Here is a 14,234-nt window from a genome sequence, read left to right on the forward strand (position 1 = left end):
CATGGTAAGGAAGGGGTCGCTGGTTCAAGTCCAGTTGGAAGCTTAACTGAAAAACGTGATAACAGCGGGGTCTATCGACTATTCGATGCCTCGCTGTTTTTGCTATTCAGAAGCTAATTGGTGCCTAATTGGTGCCCTTTACTTCGCTAAATCGAATGTTTGTGCTTATTTTTCTTGCGCAGGGAAGAAGAAATTGCCAAAGTTATCGACGGCTTTTTCTTGCTTCCCCGGAAGCACATGATAATAAGTTTCCAACGTGATTTTGATGTCCTTATGCCCCAACCGTTCACTGACCATTTTTATATCGGCTCCTGGTTGCTGAAGTAGAAGCGTAGCATGAGTGTGTCGGAGATCATGAATCCGGATATATCGATTTCCGGATATCTCAACAAGCTTCTGCCATGTTCGACGAAGATTTGACGGGTTTATAGGCGTTCCTAACGTGGTACACACGATCAATCCGTTGTCCTCATATACTTTCTTACTTTTTAAGTTGTCTGCCGCTACAATAGCTTTCTGACGCTTGATCATGCTCAAGGTGTAGTCATCAACGGCAATCTTCCGATTGCTTGAATTCGTTTTGACAATATCAACTAACTTCATGCCATTTTTCTGTAATATTCTCCTTATAGTCAACTCTTTGCGTTTAAAATTCACATCACTAAATTTAAGCGCTAGAACTTCGCCACACCGCATTCCAAGCGAAAATGCAAGTAGGAAGGCAATATACTCTCTATTTTTCATGATTTCATTGTTGTTAAAAAAATTCTTAGCTTCATCTTCATCCCAATAATCCATAATTCGTTTTCGCACTTTTGGAGTGTCCACGAGTTCAGCGGGGTTCTCACGAATCTCTTTATACCGCTTCGCTTTATCAAAGACCATCTTAATGATCGTATGAGCCTTAAACACAGTCCAGTCTGCATAATCTTCTTTCATATCGCGATAAAACCTGTCGAGATCATAAGGCTTTATCTTATCCAATTTCGCAGTTCCAATCGCCGGAATAATATGTTTGTCCAAAATAAATTTATAAGTCAGATAGGTTGTCTCACGTACATTATGTTTCTTGCTTTCAATCCAATCGTTGGCGTATTGTTTGAATGTTTGATTAGATGGCTCAATAAAATCCTTCTTGTCAATCTGATTGATCGCTTCTGCCATTGCCTTTTCAGCATCTTTCTTTCGATAATAACCCGAGAAACGTTTCCGTTTCCGTTGACCAGTTTCTTCATCTCGACCAAGATCAAGGATAAAAGAATATTTATTTCCGCGTTTTTGAATATATCCGCGCATGTCTGTTTCCCCCTCATTGTCATACGGTAGTCTAATCATCAAAACAGGGAAAGTGGAAAACCATATCGAATGCTTAACGCCATTCGAACATTTCTTTTCCCATATGAAGTAATTCTTCCATATCAGATAACTGGATAATTAATCGCTCAATTTGTTCTGGTTCAATGCGCTCGCTGGCTCGTGTTTTGACAGCATCAAGGTTAATGCCTAATTGATTCGGTTTGTCCGGACGAACAAGCAGTTCCTGAGCGAGCACTGAGCAGCCGATGATCCCATCATCAAAGGAAATGCTGTCAATGCGCTCAAATGGAGCAGAGACAGGAAAATAAAAGTTTGATTGCTCCCAATCAATCAAACCTTCAATTGTGTACCACAACGGATAGAAATTCCCTTCATAGTCGCTGTCATAATAAACTTTTGAATTCATAGGATTCACCTTTTTGTTGTAATTGTGACTTCAGTTGATTCATAATTCGTTGCGTTTCAGCAGACTTTTGAGAGATATCGTAAGGTACAGCTTTCGGCTCACAAATCATTTGTTGCTGATTCTGTTCCCAGATAATTTTTTGCGTAATATTTTCTATGCGTTTTAAGGCTAATCTTGGCGTTACATTGAATTCATTAGCCAAGCTCTGATATGAATAGGGGCGGCTGAAATCGATCATATGGAGAGGGATGGCCGCGTACATGGCAAACACTTCAGCGTCGCATTCTTGGTACTTGCGGAACATGTCAGGCATATTGGTTTGATCGCCATAATGACGGAGCACGTGGCCAAGTTCATGCATGAACTGTTCGTGTTGTTCGGGACGATGCAGGCGTTTATCCGTAACAATATAAGAACCGTCGTCCGTTGTTTTTGAACCAGCGATGCCAAAATGTGCAGTATATTCGATACCGAAAGCACTGCAAATCTTCTCTGCACAGATATCAGAAGGACTAAGGATACCTGCATTTATCAGGGTATCAGACACCCACCGTTCAAATGGTGTTGGTGTATAGGGAAAATCCATAGAGCTCACCTCGTCAATTAAAATCAAAAAAGAACATTTGTTCGTATTATAAAACAAAAAGAAAAGCCCGTAAAGGGCATAAGCGTGAACTCAATATCAATATTTAATTATTCGACATAAGTAAGTTCATTGTATAAAAGTTCCTTATCTGAAAAAGGAATAGGAGTGATACCGTAATTTTGTAATGAACTAATATACTCAGCGCTAATTTTCTTTGAATCGTTAATAATAACGGCCATTTTTAGATCATCGTGATAAAGACGAATCCTTTCTTCGTGTGTATCTCCCCAACTCAACAAGGTAACTTCTAATCGGGTCCGATCTAAATGATTGATAATGTTGACAATCTTTTTTTCTCTTCTTCGGGTAGTCATCAAATAATTAAATTGATGGACCAATTGTGAACGGCCTCGCAAGAGAAAATCTCTTGTCGGGTCAAATTTATCTTTGTTTTTATCAAAATATTTTTCAACTTCTTCAAGGAACATTGATCTAACTGATTTTTCATGTGTCAAGAGTAAATCAGAAATGGATATTATTCCTTGGATCAAAAAGTGAATTGACTGACCAATGTTTTCCTTGTCGGAAATAATCTCAATCTCATCATTATCACTAAGATTTAAACTTTTGGACTTAATTATATATTTAAGAAAATGGTCTTTCGTAGAATTTTTTTTAAAAATCATACCTAATGATTTAAGATTCCAAAGAGTGTAACCATCATCGGAGAGGATGTATTTATCATTCTTCATATGTTTGACATAGATTTTTATATTGTCATTCATAAAATCAACAAAAGGAGAGGAGATCTCAATTGCATCGTCCATTCCTTCCGAAAGAACAATGTTCTTTTTTAGCCACGTTAAATAACGATTCAATATTTCATCGTTTTTTATTTTGGGCAACTTGATCTCCTCCTTTTTTCTTTGTACTGATTTTTAAAAGAGCGTTGAACCAAAATTAATACTACCATCTTTGCGAACATTCGTATATTCCAAAAAAGATTGAAATACATCAATTAGAGAATCAATCATTGGAAAGTACTTTGAAGGCAATGGCAGTGCCCTAAAATAGGTACAACTGTCATTTTTTAAATCCCATTCACTTAATGAATATTGCATCATTCTATTTCCATAAACAACGCCGTCTGAATTTTTATGAAATCCTATTGGATCTATGTTTATCCTAAACAAGCCGATATTATTCGTCAATTCTTGAATATGAATAGACATTTTGGGTAACTTCGAACGCGCGACAAAATAATTAATTCTAAATTTATAGTTGTTCCCTGCATCTATTAAATCAAAATGATTCCTCTCCCCAGGGCCAAGGTTAATAATAATATGTTTTTTTGCGACTAATTTTAACAGATTTAATAGGTGGTTTACTTGTTTTTCACTTAATGATGGACGTTCCACATTATCATCACCCGTTTTGATTATGTACGCCCCAACCGGGGCCCTTCATCATCTTTTATGAACCTTTAGTTTCAACGTCTTTGTCTGATTGCCGATCTTTACATAAACCTTCCATGTTCCCGGCGTGGTCCGTGTGCCAACCTTCCAACGCCAAGTTGCATAGCCTTTGCTGTTCGTCTTCTTGGTACCCAGTGTTTTTGATTTGCTCTTTCCGGATTTGTAATAGACCGTTGCGTATCCTTTAGTTTTCTTTTTCCCCTTAATCGTAAAATAGGCATATTGGCCGCGATAAACATTTAACTTGGAACTTGTGACTTTCAACGGTGCTGTCTTTGCGTAAGCGACGTTCTGCGATGTTGCAGGAACAATGTCTTGCGGTAATGCAACGCCAGTCAAAATACCGAGCGATAAGAGCGCTGCTGTAAATAATCTGAGAATCTTTTTCATGTTTATTTCCCCCAAAAAAATTTTATCTATATCATGCCTTGCGGCAAAATATCAAAACGGGGGAGAGGAGGGATGTATGAATCAAGGTGTGGTTTTCTGTCTTCTCTCCGTATTTGTTTTATTGAACATGTAGAGTTTGGCTAATTGTTTTTCCTCCGATTGTAATGGTAACCGGATAATCGCCGGGAGCTGTCCTTGTACCGACTTTCCATACCCAAGTAATATTTCCATTGCCATCTGCTGTTTTTGGACCAAGTCCAGCAGCAGTGCTTGGGCCGGAATTATATACGACTTGAATACTTCCGTGTGCCCCAGGTTCGCCTTTTACTGTTACGGACGCATTTTGACCAGGAGAAACATTTAAACCGTGTGAAACAACAGAAACGGATGGTGCGGGTTTTGACTCAGCCGGTTTTGTTGTAGCTGATTTAGTTTCTGTTTTTGAAGTTTTCTTTGATGCAGAAGGTGCTTTAGATGCTGATTTTTTAGGCTTTGTTTCGGTTTTCTTTGTTTGTTCCTTTGACGGTTTCGAAGGTGCCACATTCATATGAGCAGCCGACTTGGAATCTTCTTTTTCCGATGATGAATCGGCATTAGCAGAGGATGAACTTGACTCCTTTGACTCGCTAATTGATGAATCTGATTCATCTGAATTAGTTTCGCTCGAAGATGAATCAGAAACTGAAGAACTGTCGGCAACACTCGACTCGGAAGAATCAACAGGTTTTGAAATTGTGGATTCTCCGGATACTTTTTGCTTATCAGATGCCGATTGCTCACCCGCAGTAGCTCCAACAGCAAGCATAAAAATGATGCTCAAAATAACATAGCCAATCACTGCACGCCCACGCGTTTTCTTCTTCGTCCAAAAAGCAAGGGTTGGTTTGAACGCTGATGCAATAGTTAAAATAACGGAAGAAAAAAGCAATACGCCGAAAAAGTTATTAAAATGTCCAGTGAAAAGATTAGCAAGAGCAATGACTATGAGAATGATTGCTAACAGACTCAAACAGCCTATACCGCAGCCTTTCTTGTTTTCGTCTTTTGCCTCTTTTCGAGTAGTAGGGGAGGCTGCATCTAATGATTTTGATTCTTTCTTGCTTGGGTTCTTTACGTCGACATAGGATAAGCCGGTGCCAAGAATCCCGACACTTTTTGTCCGTGTTCCCTTGGAATTAATTGTGTAATGAGCGCCTTTGGTTCCGAACGTCATACCAACACTCTTTTTATTGATATTGAATTTGATACCTGGTGCGATTTTGATACTCTTGCGAAAACGAAAACCCATAGTTTTTTCTCCTTAAATACCTAATAACTGCTGCTTCTTTGCTTCAAATTCTTCATCGGTTAGAATTCCTTGGTCGTGTAGTTCTGCAAACTTTTTAATTTGTTCTGCGGTGTCCGGCTTTGGAGCTGATACTGATTTATTTGTAATAAGCTGTTCAACATACTGTTTAAGTTCCAACGCCTGATCTAATTCCTTTTTTACAAAAATCACAGAGTTTTCGTCCCGGACGGCTTTCAAAATTCCTTGATTCTCAAGACCACCGAGGACGCCAAATTGAATATATCCGCTTGTCGCGATACCAGGTTTCTTAATTTGTACACTCATTATACTTGAGATTGGAATTGACTTTTCACCGCTTAATCCTATTGTGAGAGCAGCGTTCGCTCCCTTGCGAAAAATATGAACAAAGTTGTCATCAATGGCGACGGTGGTTTTATGAATCTTCGGGAATTTAAAAATTTTATTATACAGATTTGCATCAATTGATTGTTCCTTTTTTCTAAACATAGACAAGCACTTCTTTCATGGATTGTTTCCCGTTCCGAGTACCACAGAGAAATATTTTCCTTGGTCATTCTCGTGTAAAATTGCTATAAAAGTTCCTTGCTTTGAACCACTGAATAATTCTTTATCGACTGCTTTTGCCAATTTATCACTGTGGTATTCAATTATATCGCGATTATTTTCTGAATCAGAACTTTCTTTTATTTTAGTAGAGTCCAATGGAATCATTTCCTGATAAGCTTGGATCGCTTCGTTTTTTGATCGAGTAGGTCTATCAGTAGATTCAAATTGCAATAATATATTAAAGGCGGCATTACCCGAGAACATTGGAAGTATATAATCATTTTTGTAACGCATCATCTCAGAATCGCCTTTGCCTTTTCCGTAATCTCTACCAAAAGTCTTTTTACTATCTCCTAATCCTGCGATGGGACAAACTTTTTTATCCTGCGTTTGCTTTTTATGAGTTGCCACTGGCTTAGTGGTTTTAGTTTCTGACAAATCAATGCCATTTTGGGGTTTTTGAACGTTCGCTACCTGTTTACTAGCAGAACTATCAGCAGATGATGAATCAGATGAACTGTCGGAAGAACTTAATGACACTGAGCTGTCGCTGCTTATGTCATTTGATGACGAATCGTTTGATTCTGCATCTATCGAATGGTTGGATGATTCGCTGTTACTTCCCGCATCATTATCCGCAGAGCCAGTAGGAGTTGTTGCCATACCGATTGAGAAAAAAATTATGCCTAATACCAAGATACCAGTTGCGGATAAGAGCCTTTTTTTATTTGCTCCGTTTATTTTGTTTCTATTGTGAAGATTTTTTATTGAGATAATAAGCAAATAGATGAAACTTATGACAATGAGCGCAGTTCCCAATAAACCAATAAAGGCTCCCACTAAAATTCCCCCTATGAATATCTATCTATTAAATATGTACTACCTCAATAATAATAAAAATCCCACACCTAATTCGGCACTCTTTGAGTGTCTTTTTCTCATGGTGTGGGTTTCATTCGCTGTGTTTGTTTTCTCTTTTTTGTTTTCTGCGTTTGAGTATTTCAAACATGTCCTCAAGATCTTCTAAGTCTTCCTCGGTAGCATCATCTAGGTTGAAAAAGAAACGACCTTCAGGTTGCTTTTCGGGATTACGCACATCAGTTCGTTCCATTATGTAATCAACCGAAACATCATAAAAATCAGCAATTTTTTTCAAAGTGTCTAGGTCAGGTTGGGTCTGATTCAATTCATATCGTGCATAAGTTGAACGATTAAGCTGAAGTCTGTCTGCAAGTTCTTGTTGAGAGAGGTTTCTTGAATCTCTAAGGCTCTTAAGCCTTTTTCCATAGTCCAATTTTGTCCCTCCGTTCAATATAAGTTCATTATAAGTGAATAATATGCACATTAAAATAAATGTGCAAAAAGTTAACAATAAGTATTGACTGTGCAATTAATGCACTATATAATAAAAAGTGTAGAAATTGCACAAGGAGGTGAACATGTTGAAAGACGATTTTCTTAAGACCAAGCGCGATAAACTTCAATTGTCTCAACAGGATGTAGCAAGCGAAGCAAGAATAGACCGCTCCTATTATACAAAAATTGAAAATGGTCTTAGACCAAGCGTAGATGTTGCACAAAGGATAGCCAATTACTTGAATTTTGATTGGACGCTTTTTTTTGAACAAAGCAGTGCAATAAATACACAAAACAATAAAGAAAAGGAAGTGATCTAATGTCATCCATTCAATTAGTCAAATCAGAAAAGTTTGGAACTATGACCTGTGACGTTTTCAAAAACGACAAAGACTTTTTCATGACACGTCAGCAAATCGGCGAGGCACTTGAATATTCAGATCCAAAGGTTGCAATCGCCAAGCTCCATGCTTCTCACAAAGATCGCCTTGATCGGGTTTCAAGGGTTACTGCTACGGTAACGGTTGACGGAAAAACAAGAGAAACGGTCATTTACTCGTCAAAAGGTATTTATGAAATTTGTCGCTGGAGCCAACAGCCGAAAGCAGATGAATTCTACGACTTTATCTACGACCTGCTGGAACAGCTAAGAACCGGAAAATCAAAAGTTGTTCCTCTGTCCAAAGATCAGGCACTTGTCACTGTACTTCGCACGACTGCCGATCTCGTGGAAGATAATCAGGCAATCAAGACAGAACAACACGAAATTAGAAAACTTATTACCCAAGTAGATCAAAAAGTTGAAACACAGATTACTCTCGATCATGGTGAACAGCGAAAAGTTCAAAAAGTAGTCGCTCGTCGTGTTGGCGATTTTGAGAAATATGACAAAAAACGGCGTTCAGAACTTTTCCATGAAATTTATCGAGAAATCAAAGATCGTTTCGCTGTACCGAGTTATAAAGATGTTTTGAGAAAAGACCTACCTGATGTTGTTCGATACATTGAAGCGTTCATTCCAAAGAAGGTGGCTTAAATGAATCTACCAAACTACCAGATTGAAGGTGAAACAAATGCCATCCATTGAAGATTCAATTAAATTAGCTGTTCATGAAGCCGTTGCCCCCCTTGTTGAAGAAATTAAGTTTCTTAGGGAACGGGTGGATCGTCAATATCCTCCAACCGTGCCCACGAAGGTCGCCGCACAAATGATGAGTGTTGGCATTACCAGAATGTATGAAATCGCTCATGACCCAGAGTTCTACCCGGCAATTTGGAGCAATAAAGAGAAACGTTCGGGACGCGTCGTCTTCTCGAGCGAGGGCATTCTGCAATGGATTCGTGAGCATACGCAAGTTGCTTAAAAAAAGCCGGATCTACCAAATCCGGCAAAAAGGGATAACCGATAACCGTGTAGCCTTACCTGACTACTATTCTATTAAACCATGAACCTATCGAAACAAAAAAGACACGTTTGTTGAAAGGTAGCTGATTAAAAATGTCCACTGTTGAAACAGTAGCGGATGCCATTGTGGAGTATGGTCATCGCACCGGAATATCTATGCGGAAACTGGCAAAAGAAGAACATTTTGACCACTCAATTATCAGTAAGGCCAAGCATAATCAGGCACGAATACCGGATTACCTTGAGCCTGCACTATCACAAAGAGATTGGGGCATGTGCTACGCCATCGTTCAAAAACAATCTGGCAATCGCATATTAAACGCCTTCTCTCTTATTCGGAAATTGGACATGTCGAAGCCCGGTCTTAAAGAACTTTTATTTACCAATATGCAGGAGGCTATCGAAGCATTGAAAAATTTCAAGGCTTACAAACGCAACAGTAAACAAGAAGTCATGGAACCCCTGTATGAAATTTATGACGTGATTATGTACGGCATGGCCGCTTTCGCAGTGTATGAGGATTCGGCAGGAATTGACCATAACGAGTTTTTGGAGGGCTACAAAGAGCATGTAGAGGAGGAACAGCGATGAACCTAACCGACGAATTAAAAACCCGTCTCCTGACCGTGGACTATGGTGTAGCGAAACGTGAACTTGAATGTTTGGACACGCTCGCCACACGCATGAAATACCTGATTGAAATTGGACGACCTGAGGACGCTTATGAGTGGCTTGGCGACGCAGAACACAGCATGGCAACCATTATTTCCATGGCAAAACGTAAGGAAGCGGCAGAGACGTTTCTGACCACGGAGCAATGGCTTAAACGGAAGGAGCAGATGAAATCATGGCTCTGACAGCAGGACAGTGGTGGACAATCGCAGGATTTACATTTTCGCTAATTATTTACGCCTTTGTAGACGATTGGCTGACAAAAAGAAAATCCTCACGGCAATGAGGATCTCAAATCAATAGGATATGCCCACATTATAGCACAGGTGGGCAGGAGGGGGTGAGCAAATGATTTTTTGGCAAGACGATACAGACGGAAATAAGAAGAAAAGAACTGGTGAATCAGACCTTTTTGTCCTGAAAGCAAATGGTTTCCGTGTTGTTTTGCATCGAGTGATCGGTCTCGAAGGCTGGTTCGTTTCTTGCTACGGACTGAACGTTGAAAAGCGTGAACTTGAAAGTGAAGAGTTGGAAGATGCAAAAAAGGAAGCTTTGGAATTAATCGATGGGATTGCCGCAGTTGAAATAAGTAAGCTCGTCAATCTACGTACTCAATTTGAAATGGAGGGGGTGGGAAAGTGAATCAAAGCCATTTTGCTGAGCTTGTCATTTTTCAACAGGCGCTTGCTGAACAAGATTTAAAAACAACTCTAAGCTTATCACTTGCAAGTAAAACAGATGCAGAAAAAGGCTTTTATGCGGGAATGGCTCAGGCTAACCACAGTGAAATCAAACGGCTTAGAAAATTGTATGAAATTTGCTTGGCAAACGAAAAGAACGCCGGCCAGGGCGCTCTTAATTGAAAACCACTTGTAAATGTTTCATCCCCCCTATTTTAGCAGGGGGTGAGCGAAAAAATCAAATGGAGGTGCGAAAATGAAACGAATTGAGCTAAAACGTTTGGAACTCAGCAACTTTAAAGGCATTAAGCACTTTGTTTTAGATGCCAATGGCGCGAATGTGGACGTGTACGGCGACAACGCAACTGGAAAGACAACGATCTTCGATGCATTCACGTGGCTGCTGTTCGATAAGGACAGTCAAGACAAGAAGGATTTCCAACTGAAGACGGTGGATGTAGAAGGCAAGGAACAGCACCACTTGGATCACGGTGTTTCCGGATCGTTCGTGGTTGACGGTCGACCGATTGAACTACAGAAAGTTTTCAAAGAAAAGTGGACGAAAAAACGCGGCAGTGCAACAAGCGAGTTCAGCGGTCACACAACGGACTATTATATCGATGGTGTGCCAGTAAAGAAAAAAGAGTACGACGATGCAGTGTCTGAACTGGTCAACGAAAATGAACAACTTTTCAAGCTCCTGACTTCACCAACGTATTTTAATGAAGTTCTGAACTGGAAGCAGCGCCGGAAAGCACTGCTGAATGTCTGTGGCGATTTGACGGATGCGGAAGTCATTGCCAGCAAGAAGGAACTGTCCGAGCTTCCAAGCATTCTCGGCGAGCACAGCATTGAAGATTTGCGGAAGATCATTGCCAGCAAACGCGCAACGATCAACAAAGAGCTTGATCGAATCCCGGTGAAGATTAAGGAAGCAGAGGGCTTAAAACCTGATTTAGACGGGCAAACAGAAGACGAGTTGAAAATTAAAACAACAGAGTTGCAGGAACGGATAAATCTGATTGACGACAAGATTAGAGTGATTCGTTCGGGCGGAGAAATCGACGAGAAACGGAATGAAATTCGCAAGATCGAAGGCATTCAGTTGGATATGCACAACAACTTCCAAGCGGACGTGCATAAACAGATTGATGCCAAGAACACCGAATATTACAGCCTGAAAGCGCGAATTGATAAGGATTTAAGACGTTCGAAGGAACTGCAGGAAGAAATCGCATCGAATACTGCTCGCGTGCAGAAGTACGGGAATCAGTTGGAAGACATGCGGCATGAATGGCAGCTCATATCCGGCCGAGAATTTGAATTTACCGATGATACGGTATGCCCAGAATGTGGACAATTGCGGCCGGAAGATCAGATCGATGCTGCGAAAGAACATGCTGAAAAGCATTTCAATCTCCGTAAGTCACAAGATCTTGAAGAAAATAAACGCCAAGGACTGTCGATTAGAGCACATCTTGATGAACTGAATGCTGAAGCAGAAAAGTTGAAGGCTGAGGCGCAGGCCGCAGAAGAACGAGCCAAGGCCGCACAACCGGATCTCGATGCAATCAAGAAAGAAATCGACGATCTTAATGCGGGCATGAAATCTATCTTTGATGATCCGAATTTCCAAGCCACACAGAAGCAGATCAAAGCAATTGAACTCGAAATTAAAGAATTGCAGTCATCGACGGATGATGCGGTGATGGCGGAAAACGAAAAGAAACGAGCATTGAAGCAGGAACTGGCAACCACAGAAACGGCGTTGCTCAAGTTCGACCAGGTGCGCCGGATCGACAAGCGAATTGCAGAACTAGAAGCACAAGAAAAGGAACTTGCTAAGGCGTTTGAGCAAACCGAATATGAGCTTAATCTCACAGATGTCTTTGTCCGGACGAAAGTAGATCTACTAGAGGAACGTATTAACAGCAAGTTTAAGATGGCACGGTTCAAGTTGTTCAGCGAACAGATCAACGGCGGACTGCAGGAAGTGTGCGAGACGACGTACAACGGTGTGCCATATAACGCGCTTAACAATGCGGCAAAGATCAATGTTGGCTTAGATATAATCCAAACGCTGAGTGAATTCTACGAGCTGTCTGCACCGATCTTTATCGACAACCGCGAAGCGGTTACGAAACTAGTCGACATTGACGCTCAGGTGATCAGCCTGATCGTTAGCGCAGAGGACAAGCAGTTACGGATTGAGAAAGATACAGAATCACTACAGGAGGTCATCTGATGGGACTTTATACAGTACGTGAGATAAGGGAAATTACTCGGACAGCTCTTGTCGATGCCGAGAGTGCTGACCAAGCAATACTATATTTCAACCGGTCTGGCCATGCACCGAACATGTCCGGGCGAGTGAATATTCAGTCCAATGCCGACGAACGACATGTGATCGTCAAAGAATATGAGGAGGCTGACCAATGAGTAACGAACTAGCAATCGTCAAAAAAGACACGGTCGATATTGTCGCCAATAAGGTCCGTGAATTTCAAGAGCGCGGGGAATTAATGTTTCCCCCACATTATTCTCCGGAGAACGCGATGAAAAGCGCTTGGCTGATTCTGCAGACGACGCAGGATAGAAATCACGCACCAGTATTGCAGTCCTGTACGAAAGACAGCATCGCTAACAGTCTTCTGGACATGGTAGTCCAAGGGTTGAACCCGGCGAAGAAGCAAGGTTATTTTATCGCCTATGGAAAAAACCTGACCTTTCAACGATCCTACTTCGGAACGATGGCCGTCACAAAGCGGGTGACAGAGGCTAAAGAGATCAATGCCAATGTGATTTATGAAGGTGATGAGGTCACGTATGAAATGGAGAACGGCAAGATTGTGAACCTCAAACACAAACAGCAATTTGGAAACATCAACAAAGACAAGATCATCGGCGCTTATTGCGTGATCGTACTTCCGGGTGGCGAAGCCTTCACGGAACTAATGACGATCGACGAAATCCGCAAAGCTTGGAGCAAGTCGCAAATGTGGGGAAAAGGACAAACCCAAGAAAAAGAAGGCAGCACGCATGAGCAATATCGGCAGGAAATGGCGAAGAAAACAGTCATCAACCGCGCGTGCAAACGATTTATGAACGCGTCGGATGACAGCAGCTTAGTCTTGACACACTTCAAGGACTCCGACAAACGCATTGAGGAAGCCGAGGTGGATGCGGAGATTCAAGAACATGCCAATGGCGAAGTGATCGATGTGGATATGACGCCACAAACAGAGGCACCAAAGCAGGAAGAAAAGCACAACAACGATCAGAAAGAACACAAACAAGCTCCACTGTCCACAGCGCCAGAAAGTGTATCCGATGATCCTGTTGATGATTTTGAGGCAGCAACCTCCGGAGGACCCGGATATTGATTGACATAAAGGCTTTAGCCTCCGGGAGCAAGGGCAATGCCTACCGCATCACGGATGGACAAACACCGTTGCTTCTGGAATGTGGCATTCCTTACCGGGAGATTCAAAAGGGTTTTGATTTTCACATGTCAGACGTTGCCGGATGCTTAATCACACATGAGCACGGCGACCACAGCAAATCAGTAAAAGACGTTATGAAAGGAGCGGTTGATCTTTATGCAAGCCAAGGCACGTTTACCAAACTCGGCATTGCCGGGCATCATGTAAAGCCCATTCGGGCGCGTGAGCAATTCAAGCTCAGAACATGGACGATCATGCCTTTCGACGTGGAGCACGATGTCAGCGAGCCATTAGGCTATCTGCTGATGAATCAAAGCGGCGAGAAACTATTATTCGCAACGGATACCTACTACATCAAATACAAGTTTAAGAATTTGACGCATGTGATGGTTGAAGCCAATTACAGTCTAGAGATTTTGAATGAGAATATCAAAGCCGGCAGAGTGCCAGCAGTCATGAAGCGGCGCCTGCTCCGATCACATTTTTCTTTGGAACACGTGAACGAGTTTTTATCGGCAAATGACTTATCGATGGTGCAAGAGATCTGGTTACTACACTTGAGTGATAACAACAGCAATGCAGAGCAGTTTAAGCGAGAAATTATGGAGTTAACCGGTAAGCCTGTTTATATCGCATAAGGAGTGATTGC

The 14,234-nt window shown here is 41.3% G+C and carries 21 protein-coding genes; 11 read left to right on the forward strand and 10 right to left on the reverse strand.

The window, feature by feature from the left end; genetic code table 11:
- Window positions 1-165: 165 nt before the first annotated feature.
- From NIE88_RS18580 to NIE88_RS18625, 10 genes are all read right to left on the reverse strand, one after another.
- Complete coding sequence (locus NIE88_RS18580; RefSeq protein ID WP_253064521.1) at window positions 166-1,296, reverse strand: site-specific integrase; 1,131 nt, start codon at window positions 1,294-1,296, stop codon at window positions 166-168.
- 73 nt (window positions 1,297-1,369) lie between these two features.
- Complete coding sequence (locus tag NIE88_RS18585; protein ID WP_253064523.1) at window positions 1,370-1,723, reverse strand: hypothetical protein; 354 nt, start codon at window positions 1,721-1,723, stop codon at window positions 1,370-1,372.
- Window positions 1,701-2,309, reverse strand: a complete 609-nt coding sequence (locus NIE88_RS18590; RefSeq protein ID WP_253064525.1) for an ImmA/IrrE family metallo-endopeptidase — start codon at window positions 2,307-2,309, stop codon at window positions 1,701-1,703. Before NIE88_RS18590 ends, NIE88_RS18585 begins: the two co-directional genes overlap by 23 nt.
- Before the next feature lie 107 nt (window positions 2,310-2,416).
- A complete protein-coding gene (locus tag NIE88_RS18595; RefSeq protein ID WP_253064527.1) occupies window positions 2,417-3,214 on the reverse strand; it encodes a DUF1828 domain-containing protein in 798 nt (265 codons plus the stop codon).
- A 33-nt stretch (window positions 3,215-3,247) separates the two neighbouring features.
- A complete protein-coding gene (locus NIE88_RS18600) occupies window positions 3,248-3,727 on the reverse strand; it encodes a DUF6978 family protein (RefSeq protein ID WP_253064529.1) in 480 nt (159 codons plus the stop codon).
- 48 nt (window positions 3,728-3,775) lie between these two features.
- On the reverse strand, window positions 3,776-4,174 hold the full coding sequence (locus NIE88_RS18605; RefSeq protein WP_253064530.1) for a hypothetical protein: 399 nt from the start codon (window positions 4,172-4,174) through the stop codon (window positions 3,776-3,778).
- Window positions 4,175-4,292: 118 nt separating this feature from the next.
- Window positions 4,293-5,462 (reverse strand): DUF4236 domain-containing protein, encoded by a 1,170-nt coding sequence (locus tag NIE88_RS18610; RefSeq protein ID WP_253064540.1) that lies wholly within the window; start codon window positions 5,460-5,462, stop codon window positions 4,293-4,295.
- A 12-nt stretch (window positions 5,463-5,474) separates the two neighbouring features.
- A complete protein-coding gene (locus tag NIE88_RS18615; RefSeq protein ID WP_253064542.1) occupies window positions 5,475-5,969 on the reverse strand; it encodes an SHOCT domain-containing protein in 495 nt (164 codons plus the stop codon).
- Between the two features lie 15 nt (window positions 5,970-5,984).
- Window positions 5,985-6,869 (reverse strand): hypothetical protein, encoded by an 885-nt coding sequence (locus NIE88_RS18620; protein WP_253064544.1) that lies wholly within the window; start codon window positions 6,867-6,869, stop codon window positions 5,985-5,987.
- 112 nt (window positions 6,870-6,981) lie between these two features.
- Complete coding sequence (locus tag NIE88_RS18625) at window positions 6,982-7,323, reverse strand: helix-turn-helix domain-containing protein (protein WP_253064556.1); 342 nt, start codon at window positions 7,321-7,323, stop codon at window positions 6,982-6,984.
- 148 nt (window positions 7,324-7,471) lie between these two features.
- On the opposite strand from NIE88_RS18625, the gene NIE88_RS18630 reads away from it, so the two are divergent.
- The 11 genes from NIE88_RS18630 to NIE88_RS18680 all read left to right on the forward strand — a co-directional run bounded on the left by NIE88_RS18630 (window position 7,472) and on the right by NIE88_RS18680 (window position 14,223).
- The gene (locus NIE88_RS18630; RefSeq protein ID WP_253064558.1) at window positions 7,472-7,705 is read left to right on the forward strand and encodes a helix-turn-helix domain-containing protein; all 234 of its coding nucleotides are present in this window, start codon (window positions 7,472-7,474) and stop codon (window positions 7,703-7,705) included.
- Entirely contained in the window at window positions 7,705-8,421 is a 717-nt protein-coding gene (locus NIE88_RS18635) for an ORF6C domain-containing protein (RefSeq protein WP_253064569.1), read from the forward strand. Before NIE88_RS18630 ends, NIE88_RS18635 begins: the two co-directional genes overlap by 1 nt.
- 37 nt (window positions 8,422-8,458) lie before the next feature.
- A complete protein-coding gene (locus tag NIE88_RS18640; RefSeq protein WP_253064571.1) occupies window positions 8,459-8,749 on the forward strand; it encodes a hypothetical protein in 291 nt (96 codons plus the stop codon).
- A gap of 134 nt (window positions 8,750-8,883) precedes the next feature.
- Entirely contained in the window at window positions 8,884-9,381 is a 498-nt protein-coding gene (locus tag NIE88_RS18645) for a hypothetical protein (RefSeq protein WP_253064583.1), read from the forward strand.
- Complete coding sequence (locus NIE88_RS18650) at window positions 9,378-9,647, forward strand: hypothetical protein (RefSeq protein WP_253064585.1); 270 nt, start codon at window positions 9,378-9,380, stop codon at window positions 9,645-9,647. Before NIE88_RS18645 ends, NIE88_RS18650 begins: the two co-directional genes overlap by 4 nt.
- Before the next feature lie 163 nt (window positions 9,648-9,810).
- On the forward strand, window positions 9,811-10,104 hold the full coding sequence (locus tag NIE88_RS18655; protein ID WP_253064587.1) for a hypothetical protein: 294 nt from the start codon (window positions 9,811-9,813) through the stop codon (window positions 10,102-10,104).
- A complete protein-coding gene (locus NIE88_RS18660; protein ID WP_253064589.1) occupies window positions 10,101-10,325 on the forward strand; it encodes a hypothetical protein in 225 nt (74 codons plus the stop codon). Before NIE88_RS18655 ends, NIE88_RS18660 begins: the two co-directional genes overlap by 4 nt.
- A 73-nt stretch (window positions 10,326-10,398) precedes the next feature.
- Entirely contained in the window at window positions 10,399-12,387 is a 1,989-nt protein-coding gene (locus tag NIE88_RS18665; protein ID WP_253064591.1) for an AAA family ATPase, read from the forward strand.
- Complete coding sequence (locus NIE88_RS18670; protein WP_253064593.1) at window positions 12,387-12,581, forward strand: hypothetical protein; 195 nt, start codon at window positions 12,387-12,389, stop codon at window positions 12,579-12,581. The genes NIE88_RS18665 and NIE88_RS18670 overlap by 1 nt, the downstream gene beginning before the upstream one ends.
- A complete protein-coding gene (locus NIE88_RS18675) occupies window positions 12,578-13,525 on the forward strand; it encodes a recombinase RecT (protein ID WP_253064595.1) in 948 nt (315 codons plus the stop codon). Before NIE88_RS18670 ends, NIE88_RS18675 begins: the two co-directional genes overlap by 4 nt.
- A complete protein-coding gene (locus tag NIE88_RS18680) occupies window positions 13,522-14,223 on the forward strand; it encodes an MBL fold metallo-hydrolase (protein WP_253064597.1) in 702 nt (233 codons plus the stop codon). The genes NIE88_RS18675 and NIE88_RS18680 overlap by 4 nt, the downstream gene beginning before the upstream one ends.
- Window positions 14,224-14,234 lie beyond the last annotated feature (11 nt).

The organism is Sporolactobacillus shoreicorticis (assembly GCF_024125445.1).
In the GTDB taxonomy this organism is placed as follows: Bacteria; Bacillota; Bacilli; order Bacillales; family Sporolactobacillaceae; genus Sporolactobacillus; species Sporolactobacillus shoreicorticis.